Below are 12,350 nucleotides of genomic sequence, written 5' to 3' on the forward strand. Positions count from 1 at the left end.
GGCCTGGGGCAGGGCGCGTGGGGTGCGGCGCTCTTCGGCGCGGCGCTGGACACGGCGATTCCCACGGTGGTGGATGCCGATGCCCTGAACAGTCTCGCCGCCGATCCGGTGATGCACGTCGACTGGATCCTCACGCCGCACCCCGGCGAGGCAGCGCGGATGCTCGGCATGTCGACGCAGGAAATCCAGGCCGACCGCTTCGCGGCGGTACGCGAACTGGTGGCGAGCTACGGTGGGGTATGCGTGTTGAAGGGGGCGGGGTCTCTGATCGCATCATTATATGATGGCGTGGTCTCGGTCTGTGACCGTGGCAATCCCGGCATGGCCAGCGGCGGCATGGGCGACGTGTTGACCGGTACCATCGCCGGATTGCGGGCGCAGGGACTGTTGTCCCCCGATGCCGCGCACCTCGGGGTGTGGGCGCACGCCGCCGCGGGCGATGACGTGGCGGCGGCGAACGGGGAAGTCGGCATGCTCGCCTCCGACCTGCTGCCGTTCATCCGCGCCCGTCTCAACCGCCTGGTGGGACATGTCCTGCCTTGAACAGCCGGTCGCCACGGCTGCCGAGATGGAGGCGCTGGGCGCAAAGCTGGCTTCCCGTCTGGGGAATGCCCGCGTCATCTATGTCCACGGCCCGCTCGGCGCCGGCAAAACCACGCTCGTGCGCGGGATGTTGCGCGCCTTCGGACATGAGGGCGCGGTGAAGAGCCCGACGTTCACCCTGGTCGAGCCCTACGAACTCAAGGACATCAGTTTCTATCACTTCGATCTCTACCGGCTGAACGATCCGGAAGAACTGGAATTTCTCGGCGTACGCGACTACCTTCACCGGAAAGGGGTTTGTGTGGTGGAGTGGGCCGAGCGTGCACAGGGCGCTTTGCCAACTCCGGACCTGGATATTATGATCTCACCCACCGGGACAGGACGCATGGTGAAGATGACGACCCTGACACCCCACGGTAACGCTTTGCTGGAGACGCTGACATGAAACGGTTGGCGCCGCTCCTTTTCTTCGTTGTATTTCTGATGACCGCCGTCGCCGGCGCCGAGCCGGTCAGCGTGCAGCAGCTGCGCGTATGGCGCGCGCCTGATCATACCCGCTTGGTATTCGACGTCAGCGGCCCGGTCGAGCACAGAATGTTCACGCTCCAGTATCCGGACCGCCTGGTGGTGGACATCGACAATGCGCGTCTGGCGGAGCCTTTAAAGGACGTGGACCCCGGCGGCCCGCTGGTGAGGTCTGTGCGCGTGGGGCAGCCGGAGTCGGGCCCGCTGCGCATCGTGCTCGAGCTCAAGGCCGAGGCGCGTCCGCGCAGCTTCATGCTCAAGCCGGCCGGACCCTACGGACATCGTCTGGTGATCGATCTCTTCGACGTGAAGGCGGTTGAACAAGAAGTGGCCGAGTCGAAGCAGGAAGCCAAATCCCCGGCAGTGCCTGAGCGCGCAGTACCGGCAAGGCCGGTGGCACGCGAGCGCGTGGTGGCCATCGACGCCGGTCACGGCGGTGAGGACCCCGGCGCTTCGGGACGCCGTTACCGCACACACGAGAAGGACGTGACGCTTGCCATCGCGCGCGAGCTGGCGAAACTCGTGGCGCAGGAGCCGGGCATGCGCCCGCTGCTGATCCGCGATGGAGATTATTATGTCGGCCTGCTCCAGCGTTTTGAAAAGGCGCGCCGCCATCGGGCGGATGTGTTCGTGTCGATTCATGCCGACGCCGTTCCGGGCCGGAGCGCCAACGGTTCCTCGGTCTATGCGTTGTCGGAGAAGGGCGCGAGCAGCGCCATGGCGCGGCGTCTCGCCGACAAGGAAAATGCTTCCGACCTGATCGGCGGCGTGAGCCTGAACGACAAGGACGATACGCTGGCGCATGTGCTGCTCGATCTGTCGCATAACATGACCATGCAGGACAGCCTGAGTCTCGGCGATGATATTCTCGCGGAGTTGCGACACGTCGGCCCGGTGCACATGCACCATGTGGCGCAGGCCGGCTTTGCCGTGCTCAAGTCGCCCGACATCCCGTCAGTGCTGGTGGAGACGGCGTTCATTTCCAATCCCTCGGAAGAGAAGAAACTGCGTACGCCGGCCTTCCAGCGCCAGCTAGCCGCGGGCATCTTTCGCGGTATAAAGCGGCATCTCGCGCGCACCCCTTCGGCACCGCAGCTGTCGGTGCAGGCGGAACCGGGAACAGAACCGGCGCGCGAGCATGTCGTGCGCAAGGGCGAAACGCTTGCCGCCATAGCCCGTCAATACAACATCCATGTGGATGCCTTGCGCTTTATCAACGACCTGGGTCGCGGCGATCCGCCAGTGGGCGTGAGACTGCGTATCCCGTCCAAGCACGGCGACGGTTAACCTCTCTGGTGTCGGCGCACCGGGCACACGGTATTTCATTGGGCCCGGGCAAGGTTTTTGCGTTAAGATTCGCGCGGCACAAGCGATGCGGAAATATCTGAGGAGAAATTCGGTGAATGCGCGGCGAATGATGAAAAACATGGTGTGGCTGTTGGTGCTGGCGACTGGGTTGACGGCATGCGACAAGAAGGAAAACGCCGCGACCGGTCCCGGCGGCGAAACCATGGTACGGATCGGTTCGGTGTCCCCGCTCACCGGACCGCAGGCCCATCTCGGCAAGGACAACGCCAACGGCGCGCGCCTGGCCATTGACGAGATCAATGCCGCGGGCGTCACGCTCGGAGGCAAGAAAGTGAAGTTCGAGCTGTTGACCGAGGACGATCAAGCCGATCCCAAGATTGCGACCATCGTGGCCGACAAACTGATCGATCAGCGCGTGTCCGGTGTCATCGGGCATCTCAATTCAGGCACCAGTATTCCCGCCTCCAAACGGTATCAAGAGGCCGGCATTCCGCAGATTTCACCGTCGGCCACCGCCATTGCCTATACGGCCCAGGGATTTAATACCACTTATCGCGTGATGACCAACGATCTGCAGCAGGGCAAGGTGCTGGGCGAGTACGCGGTCAGGAAGCTGGGCGCCAAGCGCATCGCCATCATCGACGATCGTACCGCCTACGGTCAGGGTTTGGCGGACGAGGTGGAAAAGGCGGCGAAGGCCGCGGGCGGCACAATCGTCGCACGCGAGTTCACGACCGACCGTTCCACCGACTTCCTCGCGATTCTCACCTCGATCAAGGCCAAGAAACCCGACGTGGTGTTCTACGGCGGCATGGACGCGCAGGGCGCGCCCATGGTCAGGCAGTTGCATTCGCTGGGCCTCAAGGCGAAATTTCTCGGCGGCGACGGCGTGCAGACCACTGAATTCCTGAAACTGGCCGGAATCGACACCGAAGGGGTGACGGCCTCCTCACCGGGTCTGCCGATAGACAGCATGCCGGGTGGCAAGGAATTCCGCGAGAAGTTCACCGCCAAATATGGCGTCATCCAGAATTACGCTCCCTACGCCTACGATGCCGCTCGCGCCATGGTCGATGCCATGAAGTTGGCCGACTCCGCCGATCCGAAAAAATACCTGGCGCAGCTTCCACACGTGCAGTTCACCGGCGTGACCGGCAATATCAGTTTCGACGACAAGGGCGATATCCGTGGCGGCGCGATCACGCTTTACCAGGTCAAGAACGGCAAATGGGAGTTTCTGGAAACCGTCACGGGCGACGCGACGCCAGACAAGAAATAAATGGACAGGATTTACAGGATTGGAAAAACGAAAAACACGAACACCTTGTTGTATTGCTTTTATCCTGTAAATCCCGTTAATCCGGTCAATTCCATCTTTTCTTCATAGGGCGTTCCGCCTTGGATATCCTCACCCAGCAGCTGATCAACGGTCTGGTCCTGGGAAGCATCTATGCCCTCGTGGCCCTGGGCTACACAATGGTGTACGGCATCCTCGAGCTGATCAATTTCGCACACGGCGAAGTGACGATGTTCGGCGCCATGATCTGCCTCGCCGTCATCGGCGCCCTGGTGGGCAGTGGGACGGGGTTGAACGGCGGCATGATCGTGCTGCTGGGGCTGCTCGCCGCGATCGCCGTATGCATGGCGATGGGGTTCCTGATTGAACGCATCGCCTACCGTCCGCTGCGCCGCGCGCCGCGGCTCGCCGCGCTCATTACCGCCATCGGCATGTCCATCGTGCTGCAAAATCTGGCGATGCTGATCTGGGGCCGGCAGTACATTACTTTTCCGCCGCTGTTGCCGCTGGTTCGTTATGATCTGGCCGGCGCCGTGATCACCAATCTGCAGATTTTCATCATGATACTTTCCTGCCTGCTGATGATCGGCCTGCTGTTGCTCGTGAATAAAACGCGACTCGGGCGCGCCATGCGCGCCACCGCCCAGGCGCAGGATATCGCAGGCCTCATGGGCATCAACACCAACACCATCATCTCGGTGACGTTCGTGATCGGCGCCGCGCTGGCGGCGGTGGCGGGCGTCATGGTCAGCGCGTATTACGGGTTGGCGCATTACTACATGGGCTTCATGCTCGGGCTCAAGGCTTTCACCGCCGCGGTGCTGGGCGGCATCGGCAACATCGCCGGGGCGATGCTGGGCGGCCTGCTGCTCGGCGTGATCGAGAGCCTGGGCGCGGGTTACATCGGCGATCTGACCGGTGGATTCCTCGGCAGCAATTACCAGGACGTCTTCGCCTTCTTCGTGCTGATCCTGGTGCTGATCGTCCGGCCTTCGGGCCTGCTCGGCGAGCGCGTGGTCGAGCGCGCATGACATCCTTGAACCAACGCTGGCAACACTGGAGACATGACCGCCGCGCGGTATGGATGGTGTATGTCGCCCTGGCCGTGCTGCTGGCGGTCCTGCCGTTTCTGACCGGCGCCGCGCTCGGGCGCGGATGGGTGCGTATCCTCGATTTCACGCTGCTCTATGTCATGCTGGCGCTGGGACTCAACATCGTCGTGGGCTATGCCGGCCTGCTCGATCTGGGGTACATCGCTTTCTACGCCGTCGGTGCCTATATGTATGCGCTGCTCGCCTCGCCGCATTTCGGTTTGCACCTGCCGTTCTGGGCTCTGCTGCCGCTGGGGGCGGGACTCGCGGGCATTTTCGGAATTCTGCTGGGGGCACCCACGCTCAGGCTGCGCGGCGATTATCTGGCCATCGTTACGCTCGGGTTCGGTGAGATCATTCGCATCTTTCTCAACAATCTTAATGCGCCGGTCAACATCACCAACGGCCCGCAGGGAGTCAATCTGATCGACCCCGTGACCTTCGGCGGTTTCTCGCTCAGCCAGCCGCACGAATTTTTCGGCGTGAGCTTTCCTGGTCTTTATTCCTATTACTATCTGTTTCTCGCGCTCGCGCTATTGGTGATTTTCGTGTCGTTGCGCCTGCAGAATTCGCGCATCGGGCGGGCGTGGGTGGCGATCCGCGAGGACGAGGTGGCTGCCGAGGCCATGGGTATCAACACGCGCAACATCAAGCTGCTCGCGTTCGCCATGGGGGCGACGTTCGCCGGCATCAGCGGTGGATTGTTCGCCGGGTTCCAGGGTTTTATCAGCCCGGAAAGTTTCAATCTGTTCGAGTCGATCATTGTCCTGTGCATGATCGTGCTGGGCGGCATGGGCAACATTCCCGGCGTCATTCTTGGCGCGGTGCTGCTCACGGTGTTTCCCGAGGCGCTGCGTTACATTGGCGAGCTGCAGCAATACTTGTTCGGACGCGTCCTCGTGGACCCGTCCGATCTGCGCATGCTGATCTTCGGGCTCGCGCTCATTCTCATCATGATTTTCCGGCCGGCCGGGCTGCTGCCGTCGGTGCGCCGCCGCCGCGAATTCGGTTCAGACGCTTCCGTACTCGCGCAGGAACAGGCCTCGCTCTATGACATCCAACGTTGAAGAAAAACCGGGGACACGCCCCGACACGCTGCTCACGGTCAGTCAGGTGAGCAAGCATTTCGGCGGTCTGGCGGCGCTGCAGGACGTGTCCTTGCATATTCATAGCGGTGAAATTTACGGTCTCATCGGCCCGAACGGCGCCGGCAAAACGACGCTATTCAATGTTTTGACGGGTATCTACAGGCCGGATGCCGGCCGCATCGAATTGAATGGACAGGCAGTCGCGGGGCGCAAGCCCAATCAGGTGGCGACGTTGGGCGTGGCGCGCACGTTCCAGAACATCCGTTTGTTCGCCAACATGACGGCGCTCGAGAACGTCATGGTCGGACGGCACGTGCGCACGCATGCCGGCATTGCCGGCGCGGTCTGGCGCGATTCCACCACTCGCGCGGAAGAAGCGGCGATTGAAGCGCGTGCGCATGAACTGCTGGAATACGTCGGCGTCGCCCGGGATGCGCATATGCTGGCCAAGAATCTTCCGTATGGCGACCAGCGCCGGGTCGAAATCGCGCGCGCCTTGGCCACCGATCCGCTATTGCTGGCGCTCGATGAACCCGCGGCGGGCATGAATCCCAGCGAGACCGCCCAACTCCAGATGTTGCTGCAGAAAATCCGCGCGGGTGGCGTGACACTGCTGCTCATCGAGCATGACGTGAAGCTGGTGATGGGGCTGTGCGACCGCGTCGCCGTGCTCGACTACGGCAAGAAGATCGCCGAAGGCGCGCCGGCCGAGGTCCAGCGCGACCCGCGCGTGATCGAGGCTTACCTGGGCGGAGCGGTGGCATGAGCAGGGAGCAGTGCCTGCCGCGAAGCGGTAGGTGCGACCGTCCGCGAATTGCCACCAGCTGCCGACAACCAGCAGGTGAATATGGCGACGTGCGTAAGGAGGCGGCGGCATGAATATTCTTCAAACCCGCGACCTGGAAGTGGCCTATGGAGGTATCCGTGCCGTCAAGGGCGTGGACCTGACCGTGCAACGCGGTGAACTCGTGTGCCTGATCGGCGCCAATGGCGCCGGCAAGACCACGCTGCTCAAGTCGCTGTGCGGCATGCTCGCGCCCAGCCGCGGCGAGATTCTTTATGAAGGAAACGCCATCACCGGCAAACCGTCGTACGAACTCGTGCGACAAGGGATTTCACTGGTGCCGGAAGGGCGCGGAATTTTCGGGCGCCTGACCGTGGAGGAAAACATCAAGATCGGCGCTTATGCACGCCGCGACCGCGCTGCGATCCGCGCGGACATGGACCGCCTCTACGATCTGTTCCCGCGGCTATCAGAGCGCCGCGTTCAACAGGCCGGCACGCTTTCGGGAGGCGAACAACAAATGCTGGCGATCGGCAGGGCGCTCATGAGCCAGCCGCGTCTGCTGCTGCTCGACGAGCCGAGCATGGGGCTCGCGCCGATGCTGGTACAGAAGATTTTTCACACTATCAAGCGCATCGTCGAAGAGGGCGTGACGTTGTTGCTGGTGGAGCAGAATGCCCAACTCGCGCTCGGGATCAGCCATCGCGGCTATGTCATGGAAAGCGGAAAAATAATTCTTACCGACTCCGCCGAGGCGCTGCTCAAGAACCCAAAAGTCCGGCACGCCTATCTGGGAGGATGACGAACGCAGGTGGCGGGACTTTCCTGCCCCTGCGGAAAAGGGAGGCGGGGACGTTCATCCCCCGGCATCCTGATGCAAGATCATTAATCCACAAGCCGGTATCCGACGCCGGTCTCGGTGATCAAATGCCTTGGTTGGGCGGGGTCCGACTCGAGCTTTTGCCGAAGGTGTGCCATGTAAGTCCGCAGATAGTGGCTGCTTTCGATATGTGACGGTCCCCAAACTTCCTTGAGCAGTTGGCGGTGCGTCAGCACCTTGCCGGCGTTCCGGATCAGCACCGTCAGCAGGCGATACTCGATGGCCGTCAGGTGAATCTGTTGTTCCGCGCGGTAAATTTGCCGGTTGATAAGATCGACTCGAACATCGCCGAAGCGGAACTCGCGGTTTTCCTGTCCGTCGGCGTCGACCGACGCGCGCCGACGCAGCACCACGCGGACGCGCGCCATCAGCTCGCCGACCCCGAAGGGTTTGGTCAAATAGTCATCAGCACCGGCATCCAGCGCGTCGATCTTGTCGGATTCCTGGGTTCTGGCGGAGAGCACGACGATGGGGAGAGCCGTCCAGGACCGTATGTCGCGAATGACGTCGACGCCGTCCATGTCGGGCAGGCCCAGATCGAGAATCAGAATATCGGGCTTGCGGGTGGCCGCCTCGACCAACGCCTGTTTGCCGGTCTCCGCCTCGTGCACGACGAAACCCTCGGTTTCCAGCGAGGTGCGCAGAAACCTCCGGATCTGTTTTTCATCCTCGGCGACGATGGCGACGGGCTGAGGTGGAGTCATTGTTTGGGCGTTGTCTTGTCGGCGATTTCTTCGAATGTCTCGTCGGGCTCTTGAACCGGAGGCGCGTCGAGCAACGGCAAGGTAAACGTGAAACGGGCGCCGCCCTCGTCGGTATTCTCGGCCCAGATTCTGCCCCGGTGCGCCTGCACGATCGCCTTGCAGATGGCGAGCCCGAGTCCCACGCCCGGCGTGGCCGACTCCTTCTGCACGCGTGTGAACTTTTCGAAGACGGTCTCGATCATGTCCTGGGGCAGGCCCGGACCGTTGTCGGTGACCGTGACCCGAAGCTCGCGATCCAGGGTTTCGGCGCCGATGCGGATCTGGCTACCCGGCGGCGTGTATTTCGTCGCGTTTTCGATCAGGTTGCACAGCACCCGTTCGATCAACACGCTGTCCACGTAGATCAGCGGGAGCGAGGTCTCCAGCGACACCTTGATGTCGTGGTTCGCGATCGCGTGTCGCAGGGATCGAAGCGCGCTGCCGACGATCTCCTCCAGCACGTGCCACTGGCGGTTGAGCTGCACCTCGCCGGACTGGAGCCGGGCCATGTCGAGGAGATTGTTGACCAGGTTGCTCATGCGCACCGCCTGTTCGTGCATGGCTTCGGCAAGTTCGCGGCTGTGTTCAGGCAGATTGGCGTCGGCTTCCAAGGTGCTCGCCAGTCCCACGAGCGCGGTCAGCGGCGTGCGCAGATCGTGCGAGATGGCGGTTAGGAGCGAGTTGCGAAGCCGCTCGGACTCGATTTTCAGGAGCGCGCCCTGCGCGACGTCCACGAAGTGCACGCGTTCCAGCGCCAGGGCAATCTGCGATGCAAAGGTCTCCAACAGACGATGCTGCTCGGGGACAAAGATCAAGCGAGGATTGCTCGGTGCCAGCGCCAGCACGCCGCGCGGACGGATCGGCGCCTTCAACGGGAGATAGTAGGCGGAACTGCCGGACAGTGTATTGGTTCCGAACCCGGCCGCTTGCTGATGATCGAAGACCCATTGTGCGATGGCTGTGTCCAGCGCCATGCCGCGCGGCGGTTGGCCCTCCCGGGGCGGGGGCGGCGCGATCTTCTCCGACAGGTCCGGAAGCAGGATGGCCGTTTCCGCCATAAAGACGCCTTGCAGATGCCGGTTGGCGATCTCCAGGATCTGCTCCGGCTGCAGCGCGGCACCCAGCTCGCGCGCCATTTCGTAGAGCGCCTTGGCCCGTTGCTCCCGCAAGGTCGCGACACGCGCCTGGTAGCGCATGTTCGCCGTCAGTTGGCTGATCGTCAGCGCTACCGCCAACATCACCGCGAACGTAAGAATATATTGAGTATCGGAGACGGCAAAAGTGAATTTCGGTGGGACGAAAAAGAAATCGAACGCGGCCACGGAGAGCACGGAACTCAGGATCGCCGGTCCGCGGCCGAACCGGAACGCAATGAGCATCACGCTCAGCAGGTAGAGCATGATGATATTGGTGAGTTCGAGATAGTTCATAAGGTGCATCGCCATGGCGGTGCCGAGCGCGCAGATCGCTACCGCAACGAGGTAGCCCCAATTCCGCGACCGGTGCTTCTCGCTCAACGCGGAGCTGCCAAAATCTACCGTCTCCCCGGTGGGCGTGGCCTTGCCCGCCGGCTCATGGCCGACGACGTAGACGTCGACGTCGCTGGCCATCAATGAAAGCTCTTCGGCCAATGGAATGGAAAAGCGGCGGCGCCACCCTGGACGTGATGTTTTTCCGACGACGAGTTTCGAGACGTTGCGGCTGCGGGCATAACTGAACAAAGACAAGGCGGCGTCCTCGCCCGTCAGGGTGGTCGTTTCCGCCCCCAGTTCCTGGGCGAGGCGCAGGATCTTCAGGATCCGGTCGCGGGTCTCCTGAGGCAGTCGCTGAAGACGCGGTGTTTCGACATAGGCGGCGATCCAATCGGCGTGAAGATTTCCAGCCAGCCGCGCGGCGCTGCGGATCAGTTTTTCTGCGTCGGGCCCGGGTCCCACGCAGACGAGCAGGCGTTCCTTCGCCTGCCACATGCCGCGAATCGACTTGTCCTCGCGGTACTCGCGCATCTGGGCGTCGACGCGGTCCGCGGTGCGGCGCAACGCAAGCTCGCGCAACGCGATCAGGTTGCCCTTGCGGAAGAAGTTCTGAATCGCCCGCTCGGCCTGATCCGGGATGTAGACCTTGCCTTCCTTGAGGCGCTGCAACAATTCATCGGCCGGCAGGTCGACGACGGTTACTTCGTCGGCGTGATCGAAGACAGTGTCGGGAATCGTCTCCCACACCCGTATTCCCGTGATCTGTCCGACGATGTCGTTCAGACTTTCCAGATGCTGGACATTGACCGTGGTTAAGACGTCGATGCCGGCGTCGAGCAACTCCTGCACGTCCTGCCAGCGCTTGTCGTGACGACTTCCTGTAACGTTGGTGTGGGCCAGTTCGTCGACGATGAGCACGGCGGGCTTGCGTTGCAGCGCGGCGTCGAGATCGAATTCGGTGAGTTGTTTGCCGCGGTATTCGAGTTTCTTCGGCGGAAGGATTTCCAGACCCTCCAGCAGTTCCGCCGTGTCGGCGCGTCCGTGGGTCTCGACGAGCCCGACCATCACGTCCGTGCCCTGTTGTTTGAGCATGTGGGCGGTGGACAACATGGCGAAGGTCTTGCCGACGCCAGCACAGGCCCCGAAAAATAGCTTGAGCTTGCCGCGGCGCGCTTTCTGTTCTTCGCGCTGCACGCGTTCGAGCAACTCGTCGGGATTGGGGCGTTGATCGGTCATTTCTGCCTAGTATAAGGTAAATACAGCGCTTGGAGTCCCGCTGCGAAGCTTGATCAGGTCTGCAAAGAACATATATTGCGCTGAGCAGGCTGTCAGCGCTTGGTTCTACCTTTTTTTGTCTGTCTCTTGTCTAGAATCCGCACCAGCGCGACCCAGGTTGCCCATCCCAGCGCGACCATGCCCAACGTGAGTAATAAGTACGATATGCGCCAGTCGATGCCATGCGTCATCATGCTGAACTCGGACATCCCGCCAATGCTCGCGATGAGGGTGAGCGGGAGAAAAATGACGTTGATCAGGGTGAGGTTTTTCAGCAGCACGTTGACGTTATTGTTGACGATGGTACCGCGAGCGTCCATGAGCCCGGACAAGACGGTGCTGTAGATCTGCGCCTGTCGGGCGCACTGCTGGTTATCGAGCATGACGTCGTGGAGAAACTCGACGTCCTGCTTCGGCAGCGCGAGCCGCTCGGCGTTGGCCCGCAGTTTCGCCAGCACGGCCCCGTTGGCCTCGATGGCGTTGAGGTAATAAATGAGACTCTCACTGAGGGCGAACATCTGGAGCAGGTAGCGATTCTCCATGGAAGCGCTGATTTTCGAGCCAAGCTCTACCGTAATCTGCTTGATCACCTTGAGGTGACCCAGGTAGTGATGCACCGTATGCAGGAGGAGCCGCAGCAGAACGTCAACCGACGAGCTGGCGCCTTGAAACTCCTTGGCCGAGAATGGAATGGCCTCCTCGCCCATGATCACGACGAGCTTCTCCCGGTGAAGGAAAAGGCCGATAGAGGCGACATCGAATCGTACCTGCTGTTGATCGACCGAGGCGTTCTTCGGTCGCTTCCAGATCACCGAGACGCGATCGGGTGTAAACTCCACCCGCGATAACTCGTCCGGATCGAGCGCGGATTCGATATCGTAAGGATCGAGACCCAGAGTCTCGATCACTTCTTGCTTTTCTTGCGTGGTCGGGGCGGCATAGACGAGCAGGGTGGCGCGCTCGTCGGCGGTGGGGACAACGTGTTCCGGTGCAAAATAAATGGATCCGTTTTTGAGCTCGAAACTGACCTTCATCTATTTTGCTCCGGGACACGTATTCCGGCGTTGATTCGCGGCGCCGCGCCGCCCTTCAAAAGTGGCGTGACATGCTTCGCCACTTCATTTTTATCTTTTTCCTTCTTTGCACCTCGCACGCGCAGCTGCAGGTCAATTGCCGTCCGTAGGCCAAGCGGTGACGCGCTTCGTTGACCAGGTGCTCCTTCTCGCAAGTCGGGCAGCGGTATACGTGAAGACTTTTCTGCCGTTCCTTCCAAAGCGCCCGGGTGGCTGTCGTCGCATCCGGAGCGACTTGCCATGGTTTTTCGATATCCGTGCTGCTCATACT

12 protein-coding genes are annotated in these 12,350 nt (G+C 61.6%); 8 read left to right on the forward strand and 4 right to left on the reverse strand.

What is annotated here, in order from left to right:
- From WB402_RS12015 to WB402_RS12050, 8 genes are all read left to right on the forward strand, one after another.
- Positions 1 to 543, forward strand: a 543-nt coding sequence (locus WB402_RS12015) for an NAD(P)H-hydrate dehydratase (RefSeq protein WP_424208166.1), incomplete at its 5' end; no start/stop codon positions are given.
- Positions 530 to 988: a tRNA (adenosine(37)-N6)-threonylcarbamoyltransferase complex ATPase subunit type 1 TsaE gene (tsaE, locus tag WB402_RS12020; protein WP_424208168.1), complete on the forward strand. Its 459-nt coding sequence runs from the start codon at positions 530 to 532 to the stop codon at positions 986 to 988. The genes WB402_RS12015 and tsaE, both read left to right, overlap by 14 nt.
- Entirely contained in the window at positions 985 to 2,355 is a 1,371-nt protein-coding gene (locus WB402_RS12025; RefSeq protein ID WP_424208170.1) for an N-acetylmuramoyl-L-alanine amidase, read from the forward strand. The genes tsaE and WB402_RS12025 overlap by 4 nt, the downstream gene beginning before the upstream one ends.
- A gap of 127 nt (positions 2,356 to 2,482) precedes the next feature.
- Complete coding sequence (locus tag WB402_RS12030) at positions 2,483 to 3,655, forward strand: branched-chain amino acid ABC transporter substrate-binding protein (RefSeq protein ID WP_424208184.1); 1,173 nt, start codon at positions 2,483 to 2,485, stop codon at positions 3,653 to 3,655.
- Positions 3,656 to 3,774: 119 nt separating this feature from the next.
- Positions 3,775 to 4,704 (forward strand): branched-chain amino acid ABC transporter permease, encoded by a 930-nt coding sequence (locus WB402_RS12035; protein WP_424208172.1) that lies wholly within the window; start codon positions 3,775 to 3,777, stop codon positions 4,702 to 4,704.
- A gap of 53 nt (positions 4,705 to 4,757) precedes the next feature.
- A complete protein-coding gene (locus tag WB402_RS12040; RefSeq protein WP_424208186.1) occupies positions 4,758 to 5,831 on the forward strand; it encodes an ABC transporter permease subunit in 1,074 nt (357 codons plus the stop codon).
- The gene (locus WB402_RS12045) at positions 5,815 to 6,618 is read left to right on the forward strand and encodes an ABC transporter ATP-binding protein (protein ID WP_424208174.1); all 804 of its coding nucleotides are present in this window, start codon (positions 5,815 to 5,817) and stop codon (positions 6,616 to 6,618) included. The genes WB402_RS12040 and WB402_RS12045 overlap by 17 nt, the downstream gene beginning before the upstream one ends.
- Before the next feature lie 109 nt (positions 6,619 to 6,727).
- The gene (locus WB402_RS12050; protein WP_424208176.1) at positions 6,728 to 7,438 is read left to right on the forward strand and encodes an ABC transporter ATP-binding protein; all 711 of its coding nucleotides are present in this window, start codon (positions 6,728 to 6,730) and stop codon (positions 7,436 to 7,438) included.
- Positions 7,439 to 7,521: 83 nt separating this feature from the next.
- On the opposite strand, the gene kdpE is transcribed toward WB402_RS12050, so the two are convergent.
- The 4 genes from kdpE to WB402_RS12070 all read right to left on the reverse strand — a co-directional run.
- On the reverse strand, positions 7,522 to 8,220 hold the full coding sequence (kdpE, locus tag WB402_RS12055; protein WP_424208177.1) for a two-component system response regulator KdpE: 699 nt from the start codon (positions 8,218 to 8,220) through the stop codon (positions 7,522 to 7,524).
- Positions 8,217 to 10,967, reverse strand: coding sequence for a two-component system sensor histidine kinase KdpD (kdpD, locus tag WB402_RS12060; RefSeq protein ID WP_424208179.1), 2,751 nt, complete (start codon positions 10,965 to 10,967; stop codon positions 8,217 to 8,219). Before kdpD ends, kdpE begins: the two co-directional genes overlap by 4 nt.
- A 92-nt stretch (positions 10,968 to 11,059) precedes the next feature.
- A complete protein-coding gene (locus WB402_RS12065) occupies positions 11,060 to 12,040 on the reverse strand; it encodes a magnesium transporter CorA family protein (protein WP_424208181.1) in 981 nt (326 codons plus the stop codon).
- Positions 12,037 to 12,350: hypothetical protein (locus WB402_RS12070; RefSeq protein ID WP_424208182.1), on the reverse strand; the 314-nt coding region annotated here is incomplete at its 5' end. The genes WB402_RS12065 and WB402_RS12070, both read right to left, overlap by 4 nt.

It is taken from the genome of Sulfuricaulis sp., assembly GCF_049587675.1.
Taxonomy (GTDB): domain Bacteria; phylum Pseudomonadota; class Gammaproteobacteria; order Acidiferrobacterales; family Sulfurifustaceae; genus Sulfuricaulis.

Coding starts and splice junctions, on each gene's coding strand:
- WB402_RS12040 (WP_424208186.1), top strand. CDS start 4,758: ATGGTGTATGTCGCCCTGGCCGTGCTGCTGGCGGTCCTGCCGTTTCTG.
- WB402_RS12065 (WP_424208181.1), bottom strand. CDS start 12,040: ATGAAGGTCAGTTTCGAGCTCAAAAACGGATCCATTTATTTTGCACCG.
- kdpE (WP_424208177.1), bottom strand. CDS start 8,220: ATGACTCCACCTCAGCCCGTCGCCATCGTCGCCGAGGATGAAAAACAG.
- WB402_RS12025 (WP_424208170.1), top strand. CDS start 985: ATGAAACGGTTGGCGCCGCTCCTTTTCTTCGTTGTATTTCTGATGACC.
- kdpD (WP_424208179.1), bottom strand. CDS start 10,967: ATGACCGATCAACGCCCCAATCCCGACGAGTTGCTCGAACGCGTGCAG.
- WB402_RS12030 (WP_424208184.1), top strand. CDS start 2,483: ATGATGAAAAACATGGTGTGGCTGTTGGTGCTGGCGACTGGGTTGACG.
- tsaE (WP_424208168.1), top strand. CDS start 530: ATGTCCTGCCTTGAACAGCCGGTCGCCACGGCTGCCGAGATGGAGGCG.
- WB402_RS12050 (WP_424208176.1), top strand. CDS start 6,728: ATGAATATTCTTCAAACCCGCGACCTGGAAGTGGCCTATGGAGGTATC.
- WB402_RS12045 (WP_424208174.1), top strand. CDS start 5,815: ATGACATCCAACGTTGAAGAAAAACCGGGGACACGCCCCGACACGCTG.